Origin of the sequence: Herbaspirillum rhizosphaerae (genome assembly GCF_046025915.1) — a bacterium.
In the GTDB taxonomy this organism is placed as follows: domain Bacteria; phylum Pseudomonadota; class Gammaproteobacteria; order Burkholderiales; family Burkholderiaceae_D; genus Herbaspirillum; species Herbaspirillum rhizosphaerae_A.
On sequence record NZ_JAQQFR010000003.1, the window covers coordinates 104,722 to 118,781 of the forward strand.

At 55.1% G+C, this 14,060-nt stretch carries 12 protein-coding genes; 4 read left to right on the forward strand and 8 right to left on the reverse strand.

The features are described 5' to 3' along the window. The first annotated feature begins 115 nt into the window (after positions 1-115). Positions 116-1,657 (forward strand): cryptochrome/photolyase family protein, encoded by a 1,542-nt coding sequence (locus PQR63_RS05375; protein ID WP_408166300.1) that lies wholly within the window; start codon positions 116-118, stop codon positions 1,655-1,657. A 93-nt stretch (positions 1,658-1,750) separates the two neighbouring features. On the opposite strand, the gene PQR63_RS05380 is transcribed toward PQR63_RS05375, so the two are convergent. Next, entirely contained in the window at positions 1,751-2,668 is a 918-nt protein-coding gene (locus tag PQR63_RS05380; RefSeq protein ID WP_408166301.1) for a LysR family transcriptional regulator, read from the reverse strand. Between the two features lie 127 nt (positions 2,669-2,795). Between PQR63_RS05380 and PQR63_RS05385 the strand changes: the two genes are divergently transcribed. Next, a complete protein-coding gene (locus PQR63_RS05385) occupies positions 2,796-3,551 on the forward strand; it encodes an SDR family NAD(P)-dependent oxidoreductase (protein WP_408166303.1) in 756 nt (251 codons plus the stop codon). A gap of 168 nt (positions 3,552-3,719) precedes the next feature. Here the strand turns inward: PQR63_RS05385 and PQR63_RS05390 are convergent, their stop codons facing one another. The 7 genes from PQR63_RS05390 to PQR63_RS05420 form a co-directional block, all read right to left on the reverse strand. Then, positions 3,720-4,985, reverse strand: a complete 1,266-nt coding sequence (locus tag PQR63_RS05390) for an MFS transporter (RefSeq protein ID WP_408166305.1) — start codon at positions 4,983-4,985, stop codon at positions 3,720-3,722. 8 nt (positions 4,986-4,993) lie between these two features. Next, entirely contained in the window at positions 4,994-5,341 is a 348-nt protein-coding gene (locus PQR63_RS05395) for a DMT family protein (protein WP_408166307.1), read from the reverse strand. A gap of 104 nt (positions 5,342-5,445) precedes the next feature. After that, on the reverse strand, positions 5,446-6,150 hold the full coding sequence (locus PQR63_RS05400; protein WP_408166308.1) for a hypothetical protein: 705 nt from the start codon (positions 6,148-6,150) through the stop codon (positions 5,446-5,448). A gap of 163 nt (positions 6,151-6,313) precedes the next feature. Next, positions 6,314-7,660 (reverse strand): sigma-54-dependent transcriptional regulator, encoded by a 1,347-nt coding sequence (locus tag PQR63_RS05405; RefSeq protein WP_408166310.1) that lies wholly within the window; start codon positions 7,658-7,660, stop codon positions 6,314-6,316. Next, on the reverse strand, positions 7,645-8,976 hold the full coding sequence (locus PQR63_RS05410; protein WP_408166312.1) for a sensor histidine kinase: 1,332 nt from the start codon (positions 8,974-8,976) through the stop codon (positions 7,645-7,647). Before PQR63_RS05410 ends, PQR63_RS05405 begins: the two co-directional genes overlap by 16 nt. A gap of 307 nt (positions 8,977-9,283) precedes the next feature. After that, positions 9,284-10,138 carry an alpha/beta fold hydrolase gene (locus PQR63_RS05415; protein ID WP_408166314.1) on the reverse strand — a complete coding sequence of 285 codons (855 nt, stop codon included), beginning with the start codon at positions 10,136-10,138 and terminating at the stop codon, positions 9,284-9,286. Further along, positions 10,138-11,073 (reverse strand): LysR family transcriptional regulator, encoded by a 936-nt coding sequence (locus PQR63_RS05420; RefSeq protein ID WP_408166316.1) that lies wholly within the window; start codon positions 11,071-11,073, stop codon positions 10,138-10,140. Before PQR63_RS05420 ends, PQR63_RS05415 begins: the two co-directional genes overlap by 1 nt. A 180-nt stretch (positions 11,074-11,253) precedes the next feature. Here PQR63_RS05420 and PQR63_RS05425 point away from each other — a divergent pair, with 180 nt between their 5' ends. Then, positions 11,254-12,486, forward strand: a complete 1,233-nt coding sequence (locus PQR63_RS05425; protein WP_408166318.1) for an MFS transporter — start codon at positions 11,254-11,256, stop codon at positions 12,484-12,486. Positions 12,487-12,512: 26 nt separating this feature from the next. After that, positions 12,513-14,036, forward strand: a complete 1,524-nt coding sequence (locus PQR63_RS05430; protein WP_408166320.1) for an amidase — start codon at positions 12,513-12,515, stop codon at positions 14,034-14,036. Positions 14,037-14,060 lie beyond the last annotated feature (24 nt).

Below are 14,060 nucleotides of genomic sequence, written 5' to 3' on the forward strand. Positions count from 1 at the left end.
GCAGGGAGTGATTTGACTACAATGCCATAAACAGACAGCTGGCCGAACACCATCGCCTGGTGCGGAGTCGCAACAAGTAGAAAAACACGACGTATTTGCACCAATGGAGCCTCGCATGACAAGCAGTACTTGTACTTTGCGCCTGGTCCTCGGCGACCAGCTCAACACCGAACATTCATGGTTTCAGATCGTAGATCCCCACGTCGTCTATGTACTCATGGAAGTACGGCAGGAAACTGACTACGTATTGCATCATGCACAAAAAATTTTAGCCATCTTTGCTGCGATGCGCGACTTCGCGCGTCATCTGCGTGAGGCAGGTCACCGTGTACGATACGTGGCGCTTGACGATCCGAGCAACCGACAATCCATCTCGGAGAATCTGGGGGCAATGATGCGACGCTACGATGCAGAGCGCCTGGAATGGCAGTCGCCAGACGAATGGCGACTGGATGCTGAGTTTCGGTCATGGGCTGCGCAGCAGCAATTTGCCACGACAGAAGTCGACAGTGAACATTTTCTGACGTCTCGCAACGAAATGGCCCAGCTGTACGCGGGCCGCAAGCAATGGCTGATGGAGCATTTCTATCGCCATATGCGCCGCCGCTTTACGTTGCTTGTCGATGCGCAAGGCAAGCCGGAAGGCGGCCAATGGAACTTTGACCACGATAACCGCAAGCCTTGGCCCGGAACGCCGGCGGAGCCGGCAGATACTCGTCCGACCCATGACCATCAGGCCCTGTGGGAGCTGTTGCAGCGTTGCGGTGTGCGCAGCTTTGGCGATCCGCAGGCAATGCAGATGCGCTGGCCCTTGAATCGCAAGGAGGCGCTGACGTGTCTCGATGCATTCATCAACAGCTCCCTTCCTCATTTTGGCGACTTTGAAGATGCCATGAGCAGCACGAGCCAGCGCTTGTTTCACTCGCTGCTGTCGTTTGCGCTTAACGTCAAAATGCTTCATCCGCTTGAAGTGGTGCGCAGCGCAGAGCAAGCCTATCGCAACGGTAGTGCGCCGTTGGCGGCCGTGGAAGGATTTATCCGACAGATTGTCGGTTGGCGAGAATATGTGCGCGGCATTTATTGGGCTCATATGCCAGGCTATGACGAGTGCAATACGCTCGGTCACGAGCTGCCCCTGCCAAGCTGGTTCTGGACTGGCGATACGAAGATGCGCTGCATGCACCATGCCATCGGTCAGTCGTTGCAGACTGCGCACGCGCATCACATTCAGCGCCTGATGGTGATCGGTAATTTTTCGCTGCTGGCCGGACTGGATCCGCAGGCACTGCATCGCTGGTATTTAGGCGTATATATAGACGCCTTCGAGTGGGTTGAGCTACCCAATACCTTGGGCATGAGTCAATGGGCGGATGGCGGCCTTATTGCGACCAAGCCCTATGTCAGTAGCGGTGCGTACATCCAACGCATGAGCGACTACTGCCAGGGCTGCCGATACGATCCGAAACAAAAACTCGGTGACGACGCCTGTCCGTTCAACGCGTTGTACTGGGATTTTTTTGCGCGTCATGAACCGCTGCTGCGCAACAATACGCGTTTGGGCATGGTGTATAAGCAACTCCAAAAAATGCAAGGGGACCAGCTGGATGCGCTCCGTACACGCGCTAAGGATGTTCGGGCTCGTCTTGAGCAGCTTTAGATACACGTTCCACGCTGGAGCTGCAAGCGTTGGGTGATGAGGGGCGTACGATCGGGGCGCAGTCTTCGCCGGAGGCTGGCAGCATGGATCAATTTAAACCAGCGAAGTGCCGTTCAGGCCGGGAGTGTCCGCAAACACCTTTGTGATGAACTCAATGAAGACGCCGGCCCGCTGCGGCAGCAGCCTGTCGGCCGAATACAAGACGTTCAGAGGGGACGGGGCTGTTGCATGGTCGGTCAATAAGGCGCGCAGTTCGCCCGTGCGCAGTTCCCTGGCGATCATCCACGAGGGAAGGTAGCCGACCCCCAAGCCCTGCAGTACGGCGCGGCGTATGCCGTCGAGGTTGTTGAGTCGCGTCCTGCCGCTGACAGGTACAGGTCCATTCTTGAACGGCCAGGCGCCGCTGCCTCCAGCCAGCAAGGTGTAGATGATGCATTGATGGCGCAGCAGGTCTTCCGGTTGCCCCGGCAGGCCGTGTTTTTGCAGATAGGCATCACTGGCTACGCAAATGCGCTCAGACGTGCCCACGCGCCGTGCGCGCAGGGCGCTGTCCTTGAGCGTCCCTCCGCGGATGGCGATATCGACCCCTTCGGCCACCAAGTCTATGTACTCGTCCCCCAGGCGCAGCTCGACGTCTACATGTGGATAGCGGTCGAGAAAACGCGGTAGTGCTGCGATGATCAGCTCGGAACCGACACTTTCCGGACAGGCAACGCGCAGCAACCCATGGGGGTCTTGCTCTCCATGTGCATCGGACTCGGCCTGAGAAATGATGTCAAGCGCATGGCGCGCCTGGGCGTAATAACGCTGACCCTCGGGTGTGGCCACCATATGCCGCGTAGAGCGATGCAGCAGGCGCGTACCAAGCGATTTTTCCAGCGACGCGATATGGCGGCTCACGTTTGGCTGACCGATTTGCATTTCTCTGGCGACCACCGAAAAACTACCGGTTTCGACCGCGCGTACGAAGCAGCGCATCCACAGCAATTTATCCATTTCGATCCCCCTCAATTCAATTTATGCAACTAAAGCATAAATGATATGGCTGCCGCCTGTCTTCTCTTTGACAAGGTGGGAGGCCACACTAAGTTACAGGCGTCACTAATCAGGTGCGCATTTCAACGATGAAGGAAAAATCATGGAATTAAAACTTGCGGGAAAAGTGGCAGTCGTCACCGGCGGCAGCACTGGTATTGGTCTGGCTATTGCGAAGCGTTTTGTCAGCCAGGGTGCGATTGTGTACATCACCGGCCGTCGCCAGGCGGAACTCGATGCGGCCGTAAAGACCATCGGCGGTAGCGTGCAAAGCGCATCGGTGGACTCCTCAGACACCGTGCAACTGCAGGCGTTTTTTGATCGCGTCAAAGAACAGCACGGCAAGCTGGACATTCTTGTGGCCAACGCTGGCGGCGGCTCGTTCATGCCCTTCGGTCAGATTACGGAAGCGCATTTCGACGATACGTTCTCGCGTAACGTGAAAGGCACTTTGTTCACCGTACAAACCGCGTTGCCGTTGCTGGGCAGCGGTTCATCCGTGATCCTCACGGGTTCGACCGCCGCGAGCGGCGGAACCGAAGCGTTCAGTGTCTATGCGGCGTCGAAAGCGGCAGTTCGCGCCTTTGCCCGCAACTGGATTCTCGACCTCAAAGGCCGCGGTATCCGTATCAATACCCTTAGCCCCGGCCCGATCAAGACGCCCGGGCTGGTCGAGCTTGTCGGCACCGATCCTGCTCAGCAGCAAGGTTTCCTCGATCACCTGGCCTCGCTCATTCCGATGGGCCGTGTCGGCGAGCCGGACGAGATCGCCAAGGCAGCGGTCTTCCTTGCCTCCGATGACGCCAGCTTCGTGAACGGTATCGAACTGTTTGTCGACGGAGGTATCCGTCAGATCTAAGGGCAGAAACAACGCCGGGGATGGCCGTGCCATCCCCGGAAGCGCTGTTTAAGGTCGTGATCAGCATGATGTTCTGTGAGTGGGGCAGTGTTCGATGCAAAACCACAACCGGGTTTAAGTCGCCTTTGAAGAAGCAGTCGACGTACGTAGATTAGCGTTCGTCATGATTCAAGGCGGAATAGTCGTAATAGGTCGTGTCGGCTCGTCGGATCGTTTGTAGATCGGTTTATGGTTCGCAAATACTTCGGCGGAAAAGAACCAGACAAACAGACCGATGGAAGAGATTGCGCTGAGCACAATAAAGGCCATGCTATAGCCATATTGGTGTGCAATCATGCCTGCCAATGCAGGGCTCAATGAGGCTCCGACGCCTTGAATTGTCGTCACCGCGCCAAGGCCGATGTTGATATGGCCGCTACCTCGCAGTATCTGCGCCACAAGCCCCGGAAGCGCCACGCCAAGCAACCCGGCACCGATCCCGTCAAGAAGCTGGACGGGGATCAAAGCCCACGGCGAATTCCAGTATGCAGCGATCAAACCACGTATAGGCAATGCCAGCATGGCCGCCATCACCAGCGTCCAGTAGCCATAGCGCATGGCAGAACGTCCTGCCAATAGGGCAACGGGAATCATCACCAATTGAGCGATGACAATCGTCATCGCCGTGAATGCACTGGGATCGGCAAGCCCCTGCGAGACGATTGACTGTCCAAGCAAGGGAAGCATTGCTGCATTACCAAAATGAAATAGCATCATTGTTGTTGCCAATAACAGCAGCGGTACGGAACTGGTTAGCACCCTCAGAGCTGATGTATCGAAGCTGGTATCCCCAGCGTCTTTTTCTAGTCCCCGGGCGACGCTGTGGTCTATGTCTTGCGGTCTGATTTTCCAGAGGCAGGCCAGCGAGCCAACAGCCATTAATCCCATGAGAATGAACACCGCCGGTAAGCCCCAGTAGTAACCCAATAGTCCTGCGAATGCCGCCGATATCATATTGCCGGCATGATTCCATGCTTCATTGATGCCCAACTGATGCGCCAATCCATCTTGTCCAACGATGCCAAGCGTCATGCCAGCGATGGCGGGGCCGATGATGGCCCCGGCAATACCGGTGCCGATTTGAGAAGCTGCAGTGACGGCAAACGACGAGGAAATGAAAAGTGCCAGCGTCCCCATGATTACAAAAACAGCTCCGAGTGCCAGCAAAAATCGCTTTGATCTGGAAGCATCAACTAATGCTCCCAGCGGCGTTGTTGCCAACATCCCGGCGATGCCGCCGATCGTCATGACATAGCCAATATCATCTGCCTGCCAGCCTCGGCTCATGAGAAATATGCCGAGAAAGGGCCCCAGCCCATCACGCACATCAGCCAAAAAGAAATTCAGTCCAGGTAACCATGCTACGGAAGGAGGGGGCGATCGTCGCGTCGTCATGATGATTTCTACCCGATGGGTCCCTTGAAGATAAAAAAGGCCCCAAGGCAGATAAAGGCAAAGCCGATCAAATGATTGAGCGTGAATTGTTCTCCCAGATAAAAGATGGAAAAAATGGAAAACACCACCAGGGTGATAACTTCCTGCATGGTCTTCAACTCCGCAGCACTGTAGACGGTGTGGCCTATGCGATTTGCAGGCACGGCAAAACAGTATTCAGCGAAAGCAATCATCCAACTGACCAGGATGACTACATATAAAGGTCTGTTTTCGAATTTGAGATGACCATACCAGGCGAAAGTCATAAAGACATTCGACACCAGCAGGAAAACGATAGGTAAGATTTTGGGAGACATGTGTTGTTGTTCTTTATAAAGGTAGGCAATTCAGAGACGTCTGTTTTCCTGTCCGGGTGAACACCGCCATGCGCACCCGGACAGGCACCGGTAATCCGGCCATCTCAGGGCAATCGATCGTAGATAGGTTGAAGTGTTGACAGGCTCGTACCAACGCTCACGGCTTCCAGCGACGTACCGTAGGCATTGCTGGTTCCTAATCCAGATGCCGCAAAAGGCGCTCCTTGCTGCATTGACAGGCGCAAGCTTTCAGAAGGAAAGCGAACGATGCTGCCATTGGTCAGAATGACACCGTTGGCTTCCCCCCGCGGACCGGTCAACACCGCATCGATCCTGCCTTCTGCCTTTTGTGTCCGTAGAGTCTGGGCGCGCAAGTGGGGTGGCAGCGGCCTGCCATCCCCAACTGCGGGTGGCTGGTCGAATACGGTCTGCGATGTCGCCAGGTTGATGATCGCATCGGCTTTGACTGTGCCACGCGCTTCAGAACGTCCGAGAACACGGACCATCTGGCCTGGCTTGACCGAGTCAGCCAAGGCATTGCTCATGTGGGGTGGAAATTTAACAATAGTGCCGTCCTCAAGCCGCAAGCCGTCTACTTCTCCATAAGGATTGATTAGCATGCGCTTGACCTGTCCCTGTGCAACCGGCGGAATCACCATGCTTACCGAAGTAAGTTGCCCGGACGGCGGAGGTGGTGGGACGTCCTCAGGAACTGGAGGCAAGGCGTAAGCGCTGATGGAGTACGACCCGACTGCAACGGCGATGGCACGGATTACGGCAATGGCACTGAGTGCTCGGAGAGAGTGCATGATAACTCCTTGAAGTGATGGGTGACATCATCACTATCGCAATCATCATGCCTACATCAGAATCTTTATAAATCAATGACTTACCTGTTTTTTGCAACTAGATTGTCCGCTCTGGTGACAATGTCATGTCACGTAATCGGACAATGTCGACTGACATACCGTCTCAGGTGATGCCAAATTCTTCCAGCTTGCGATAGAGTTGCTGACGCGATAGGCCAAGGCGACGCGCTGCATCGGATCGGCTTCCTGCAGCAGCCGCCAATGCACGTACGATCATTTCTCGCTCAACATAGCTCACAGCGTCAGCCAGACTTCCATTCCAATCGATATCTGGTCCTGGTGCCGATCCTGAGTTGGCCGGCAAACCGATGTGCTGTGCGTCGATAAATTTCCCATGACTCAGAACTGCTGCGCGCTCCATGGCGTTACGCAATTCACGTACATTGCCGGGCCAGTGATAGGCCAGCAACATTTTGGCGGCAGCCGGGGTCAAGCGCTTTGGCGTGTCGCCGCTGATCAGGCGCAAGAAATGTTCGGCTAACTGCAGCACGTCACTAAAACGTTCGCGTAGCGGGGGGAGAAAAATTGGCACCACCTGAAGCCGATACCAGAGATCTTCTCTGAAACGTCCTTCTTTCACATTGGCCGGAAGATCCCGGTGCGTCGCCGCCACAATCCGCACATTGACAGAAATTACCTGATTTCCACCGATAGGCGTCAGTTCGCGCTCTTGCAGCACACGTAGAATTTTGGCTTGTGTCGGCAAGGCCATATCGCCGATTTCATCCAGGAATAGGGTGCCGCCATCGGCCTCACGAAACCGTCCCACCCGGTCGGTAATCGCTCCCGTAAATGCGCCTTTGACGTGCCCGAATAATTCGCTTTCCATCAAATCGGCCGGGATCGCAGCGCAATTCACGGCGACAAACGGTTTGCCGGATCGTGGACTGTTGCGATGCAAGGCCTGCGCCACCAGTTCTTTACCGGTGCCGGTCTCTCCGGTTATCAAGACGGTCGCATCACTGCCAGAAGCCAATCCGATACGTTTGAACACTTGACGCATGGCTTCGCTGCTGCTGATGAGTTCGTGACGATCACTTGAAATTTCCAGAGGCGTCGAGGCTAAGGCATCATGATGATCCTCTGCTGCCTGCCTGTATTGCAGCGCCCGGGAAAGCATTTCTACAAGTGCATTTCTCGAAACTGGCTTGATCAGATGATCAAAAGCACCTAAACGCATCGCTTCGATCGTATTGCTGCCACTGGAATAGGCCGTGAGCATAATGCACGGTATCGTCGATATCTGCGCCGCGCGGCGCAGGAATACCAATCCGTCATCGCCAGGCAATCGGAAGTCGACGATAGCAGCGTCTACTACTTCGGTGCGAAGGCGATGCAGACCTGCTTCGCAGGTACCGGTTTCAAGCACAGTGTGGCGAAGATCGCGTAGCGTCTCCGCCAGGCTGTTACGGAACGCGACGTCGTCGTCGACAATCAGGATGCGTGCCATGGCAACTCCATTTCAAACCGCGCGCCAGTCGACGTTTCTACAAGTGTGATCTTGCCGCCATGAGCCTGAATGATCTCTCTCACGAGGGCCAAGCCTAATCCCGTGCCTCCCGGGCGAGCGGTAGTAAATGGCTCAAAAATACTGTGGCGCAACTCAACAGGTATGCCCGCACCGTTATCAGCAACCCACAATTGCAAAGCACCATTTTGCAAACGGTTGGCGCCGATCTCTATAACCCCGGCTCGACCGGTATGGGCTAATGCATTAAGAAGAAGATTGTCCAATACTCTCGCCATTTGCACCGGATCAAACTGGCAGGTTCTTTGAGCCAACAGGGCTGTATCAGGGGCAATCACCAAATCAATCCGGACATCATTTTTTAATGCTGTGTCGATGTGAGCTTGCCGCCGTTCCTCAAGCCATTCGTATAGATCTACCGGCTTGCGTTCAACACGAAATGGCTGGGTCAATGCCAGCAAGCTCGATACTAACAATTCTAAACGCGCAGTTTGTGAGAGTACCGATTCCAATGCTCCCGCTACGCGGACCTCGCGGACGTCGGCAGGCGCTGCCAGCGCGTTCTCTGCCTTCATCCGCATGGTGCCAAGAGGATTACGTATTTCATGTGCAAGTCCGGCCGAAATACGTCCAAGCGTGGCCAGACGTTCTGCCTGAGCGAGCTGTTCCGACACCTGTGCAAACTGCTGTCTCCACCGTGTGATGGTCCATCCAAGCCACGCCCCCGATAGGATGACAAAACCCAGCAAGAGTCCCAGAGCGATGAGTAACTGATTCAATACATCGGCGCCGAAAATGGGCACGCGCTTAAGCGTCCACGCAATCAAGGGTATTGAATCAGATTCCACAGGGCAGGCTGCGAAAACGACAGCTTCTCGTAGTCCAGGGCGTACGTCGGTGATCAGACTGGCAGAGTCGCGCGCGCGCTGTGCGATTGAAACGATTCGCTCAAGTTCAGCGCTCGGAGGATCGCGCTTGATACCGGTGCCGTCATAAGTCGGGAATGCGTAAGCGACGACTCCTTGCCCAGCTTGCCAAAAACCACCCTCCATGCCAGGCTCTTCATTGAGTGCCAGATCGATTACAGCTTGTGATGCTGAAGACGAAAGCGAAGTTGCAACATCGTTTTTCGATGCCACGAGGTGTGCTCGTAAAGCACCAGCCCGAATCGTTTCGCAGCTTATCGAAACACGATTGCGTGCTTGGGCAATCTGCGACGATGCTCCTTGGCGGCTTAGTTGCAACAGCAGCCACGCTAATGTCAGCGCGACCGTAGCAATCAATATCCACAAAATCAAGAGATCACGTTTGATGGTCTTTGGAAGTAACAGACGATTTCTCCTTGAGTCCGATAATATGCGCAGCGATTGATGGTATCAGCGAATAGGTTGTTCGTTTTCAGGTGGGGCGCTAAGAAACATATACTTTTATGTGTCAATTATGGCTGTCAGACTTCAGGGACGAAAGCGCTATCAGGTGTCACCCGTTAATTGTCACGGCTATCATCAGTTCAAAAAAGGCAATACGGCTCTCGATTGGTCGCCTCGCAATTCTGAGTAAGGTAGCGACAAATTGTTTACAAAAAATTGCGCCTTTTATGGTGAGTCATTCATCGTGTTGGCGAATCATTTGATAATTACTTTCATGGCAGTCGGCGAGAATCGTCAGTAGCCGCTCGGTGAAATGCTCGGGTTTCTCGAGGCTTGGCAAGTGAGCGCATCCGTTCAGCATCTCAAGTTGGCTGTTCGGCAGCCTTGCTGCGAGTTGTTCACAACGTGATTTGATGTGCGGGATATCGAGGGTGCCGCACAGGATACGGACAGGAACCGTGATTTGGTCGAGCCGGTCCCAAACCGGCTCAGGTTCGATTGCACGGCCCAGTGACGGGGTCGCCAAAGCGACCGCGTTCATGGACAGGAACAGTTCCCGAGCTTCTCCTCCGATACGTCCCTCCTTCGTAAGGGGGCCATCGAGCCAAAGTGCGGCTTGCAGTCGATTGACCTTGTCGAGATCTCCGAACTTGCTGGCCGCTGCGGTGGCGTCCAGCAGACGTTGTACTGCCGAGATCGGCGTCGTAGCAGGAGCGCCACCGACGCCTGGGGCAACCAAAACCAGTGCCGCAATCCGCTTAGGGGCGGCGAGGGCGGCATCGATGGCGATGCCGCCACCGCGTGAGCAGCCAACCAGAATAGCCGCTTCTTCACTGTCAGCTAATTGATCCAACACGGCAAATAGATCGTCTGTCTGGCGATAGGGTTCGTCTACCATCCTGGTCTCACCGAATCCACGCCGGTCAAAAGCGATGACACGATAGCTGTCGGAGAGCGTGTCAAACTGATGACGCCACATTCGACGATCTGCGACGTTAGCATGCAGGAAAACGATCGGGCGGCCATTGCCGGCCCATTCAACCGCGATCTGTGCATTGCCACTGGCAACGATTTCTGTCTGAGGCTGCATCAACCGTTTCCTTCCAAAAGAGCGTTGTCAGTGCTCGCGCACGTAGTCAATGTATTGAGAAAGGCGCGGGCTGCTTGCGGTAAGGTGCGTCCTGACAGGGACTGGATTTCCATTTGAAGCGTATTCATGTCACGGTCTCGGATTGGCAGTGCGACGAGCTGGCCATTCTGGACCAGTTTTCGGATCGATAGTCCCACGGCAAAGGTCACTCCATCGCCTGCGAGGGCAAATCCCAATAAGGCGTTGATGGAGTCGCTACTCAGTGTGGCCTCCAGCAGCAAGTTCTTGCGACTGCAGCAGGCGTCAATCAGGCGGCGCATGGTAATGTTCTTTTTTGGCAGCGCGAGCGGATAGCCGGCCAGTTCTGATAGCACCACTTGCTTGCGTCCAGCTAAAGGATGATGCGGATGCATCACTGCCAGAATAGGAGCGCGTTGAGCATATTCCACTTTGATATCACGGTCGGGCGCCATGGTAAAAGTCAGGCCGATATCGACCGAGCCTTCGCGGATTGCCTGCGCCACGTCGCCAGCGGCCCCGACGGATAGCTCGAAGCGGATGCCGCTATGCTGCTTGCGGAAGTGCTCAATCGCTTCCGGCAGGAAGTCCAGGGCGAACCCTTCTGTACTGGCCAGTTTCACTTCGCCGCGGCGCAAGCCCTTCAGGGCTAGCAACTCATTGCCGATACGCTCTGTTTCCAGTTGCGCCCGCAAGGCGTGGGCGGCCAGCAATTCCCCCGCAGCATTCGGTTTCATGCCGCGCGATATACGTTCGAACAAAGGGGTATCCAGCTCATCTTCCAGTCGGGAAATTTGACGACTGATGGCGGAAGAAGCCACATTCAGCGTTAACGCCGCCTCAGTAATGGAACCGCGCCGAACTACTTCAAGGAAGTAACGCACAGCCGTTTCTTGGAGGACACGAGTATTTGTCATGAAGCACATTTTAGGAGTGGTTTGCCGAATCGGCAATCAGTTATTCGAAACTTTATTCTTGTGGCAAACCAACGCTGGTCTTAGGATCGACTACAACCGGCATCCCAATACGCTTGCGATCTTCTACGCAACGAAGTTACAGACGCCATAAAGTCAATTCCACCCGGAAGGAAGCTGAGCATGAAGGTAGCAACAGGAACGGGAGCATACAAATATGTGGTGCTGTCGCTGCTTTACCTGGGCTGGTGCGTGTCGTATGTCGACCGAGCCGCAATTACGTTTGCGGCGACTTATATTGCCAGCGAATTTCAGCTAAAGCCTTCCGATCTGGGAATTTTGCTGAGTAGTTTTTTTCTTGGCTACTCTCTCTTGCAATTACCGGGAGGCTGGCTTGCGGACCGTTTCGGATCGCGGCCGGTGATCGTCATTTCGATTCTGATGTGGTCGGTATTTACCGCCTTCACCGGCCTGGCATGGTCGATCTCCAGCTTGGTCATCATCCGCTTCGTTTTCGGTCTTGGCGAAGGGGCGTTTCCGGCTGCCAGCGTTAAGGGCGTGGCAGAAACCTTCAATAAGGATGAGCGTCCCAAGATGTCATCGCTGCTGATGTCATCCAACTACGTAGGCAGCATGCTGGCGCCGCTGATTATTGCTCCGATGATCATCCAATTTGGCTGGCGCAATGTGTTTCATTACATCGGCATCGCCGGCCTGGTGTTTGCGCTGCTGTATTGGTTTTTGGTGAAACCGATCAGGACAGTTAAGGGCAGTCCTATTGAAGAAATGGAAAAAAAGGCGATCAATAAAGAGGCTTTTCGCACCCTATTGAAAATGCCCCTGATGTGGCAGATCGTGGCGGTCTGGTTCGGGCTGAGCATCGTCAACAAGGGGTTGGACTCCTGGATGCCGACGTACCTGATGACACAGCGCGGCCTGAACCTGAAATCGGTTGGCTTGCTATTGCCCTTGCCCTATGTGCTTGCCGGCATCGCCACGGCCATTGGCGGCTGGGTGATGATACGGTTTTTCGATGGACGCGAACGCTATCTGTTGATCGGTAGCTCAATACTGACGGCGATCTTCGTTTATTGTATGTACACCTCTCACAGTATCGCCGCGCTGATCACTTATCAGTGCATGGCGTACTTCTTTAAGTCCTTCGTGCTGGCAACTTGCATTGCGCTGCCGACCAAGATGTTGCCCGCGAACCTTATCGGCACCAGCATCGGAATGGTCAATCTGGGTGGCCAGTCAGCGGGTTTTATTTCTCCGCTAGTAATCGGTTTCCTGGTCAGTGCCTTTAGTAATTATGACTACGCATTCAGCTTTCTGATTGCCGCAGCATGTTTCTCGGTGCTTGTCAGTCTCTTCATCCGCACGATGAAATCCTCTGCCTACGCACAGCACGCGTGAGCCTGTCAGCCATCTCAAGGACCTTTATGCCGGATCCCAACATCGTAGAAGAAAGTGCAGTCCGCCTGCGTACACTGATTGGTGCGAAGCAGCTTTCGCCGGTAGAATTATTGGACGCCTGCATCGCCCGTATAGAAGACCTCAATCCTCGTATCAACGCCGTCACGGCAACCTGCTTCGAGCGCGCCCGGCGTGAAGCTCGCCATGCAGAGCAGGCCGTAATGGAAAGCAGGCCATTGGGTCTGCTGCACGGCTTGCCGATCGGCATCAAGGATCTGGAAGAAACCGAAGGTTTGCTGACCACCTACGGATCGCCTATTTACCGCAACAATATTCCCGCGCGCGACAACGTGTTGGTGGCCCGTTTGCGCCGCGCGGGCGCCATTGTCGCCGGCAAGACGAATGTGCCTGAAATGGGGGCAGGCGCTAATAGTCGAAATACAGTCTGGGGAGCGACCGGCAATCCATTTAATCCGCTTCTCAATGCCGGTGGTTCATCGGGTGGCTCGGCAGCGGCACTGGCAATCGACCTGCTGCCACTTTGCAGCGGTTCCGATACCGGCGGGTCGTTGCGTATTCCGGCGGCCAAATGCGGTGTGGTAGGTTTTCGGCCCTCGCCAGGGCTGGTGCCGAGTGAGCGAAAACTGCTGGGCTGGACGCCTATCTCGGTCGTCGGCCCAATGGGACGCGACGTGGCAGACACCGTATTGCAACTGCGTGCAAGCGCCGGCATGGATATCACCGACCCCCTGAGTTACCCGTTGGGAGAGGATCCGTTTGCGACCTTGCCGGATGTCGATCTGTCACAGCTGCGCATCGGCTATACCGAAGATTTCGGCATTTGCGAGGTTGATAACGACATCCGCCAAGTCTTTCGCAACAAAATCGCAGCCATCAGCCCTCATGTGAAAGTATGTGAGGAGATGAGTGTGGAGATGGGTGAAGCCCATCGCTGCTTCGACGTGATCCGTGCAGAGAGTTTCTTTGCCGGCTTTGAGGCCGCCTATCGCCGTGACCCGTCGTCGTTGGGACCCAACACGCGCGCCAACTATGAATTGGGCGCTGCCATGACGTTGGCGGACAGCGCTTGGGCACAAGGCGAACAAACGCGCATTTTCCGGCGCTTTCAAACGCTATTCACCAAGTTTGATCTGATCTTGTCGCCGACCACGCCCGTGTCGCCTTTTCCTTGGAGCGAACTGTATCTGAAACAGATCAATGGTGTAGCGCTGGAAAATTATTATCGCTGGCTGGCGTTGACCTACGTGGTGACGCTGGCGACCAATCCTTCGATCTCTTTGCCGTGCGGCCTGGATCACAAGCAGATGCCATTCGGACTGCAGGTGACGGGAGCCTTCCGTGCCGATCGCCAACTACTTGGGTGTGCTGCGGCGCTGGAGCATTTATTCAACAGCACCAATGAACTCCGCAGGCCACGGCCGGACTTGCCGCAGCTCCGGCGTAGCAAAGTTGATTTGAAATCCATCGTCACGCATCCGCCACAGGAAGTGCATGGGAAAACGGACATGGCTGCCGCTCCAGCGGTCTGAAGGCGCGCAAGGTTGTGCCGAGAG

What these genes read in the sequence shown, in the direction of transcription:
- PQR63_RS05375 (WP_408166300.1), top strand. Translation starts at nt 116, where the DNA reads ATGACAAGCAGTACTTGTACTTTGCGCCTGGTCCTCGGCGACCAGCTC.
- PQR63_RS05385 (WP_408166303.1), top strand. Translation starts at nt 2,796, where the DNA reads ATGGAATTAAAACTTGCGGGAAAAGTGGCAGTCGTCACCGGCGGCAGC.
- PQR63_RS05390 (WP_408166305.1), bottom strand. Translation starts at nt 4,985, where the DNA reads ATGACGACGCGACGATCGCCCCCTCCTTCCGTAGCATGGTTACCTGGA.
- PQR63_RS05395 (WP_408166307.1), bottom strand. Translation starts at nt 5,341, where the DNA reads ATGTCTCCCAAAATCTTACCTATCGTTTTCCTGCTGGTGTCGAATGTC.
- PQR63_RS05400 (WP_408166308.1), bottom strand. Translation starts at nt 6,150, where the DNA reads ATGCACTCTCTCCGAGCACTCAGTGCCATTGCCGTAATCCGTGCCATC.
- PQR63_RS05405 (WP_408166310.1), bottom strand. Translation starts at nt 7,660, where the DNA reads ATGGCACGCATCCTGATTGTCGACGACGACGTCGCGTTCCGTAACAGC.
- PQR63_RS05415 (WP_408166314.1), bottom strand. Translation starts at nt 10,138, where the DNA reads ATGCAGCCTCAGACAGAAATCGTTGCCAGTGGCAATGCACAGATCGCG.
- PQR63_RS05420 (WP_408166316.1), bottom strand. Translation starts at nt 11,073, where the DNA reads ATGACAAATACTCGTGTCCTCCAAGAAACGGCTGTGCGTTACTTCCTT.
- PQR63_RS05425 (WP_408166318.1), top strand. Translation starts at nt 11,254, where the DNA reads ATGAAGGTAGCAACAGGAACGGGAGCATACAAATATGTGGTGCTGTCG.
- PQR63_RS05430 (WP_408166320.1), top strand. Translation starts at nt 12,513, where the DNA reads ATGCCGGATCCCAACATCGTAGAAGAAAGTGCAGTCCGCCTGCGTACA.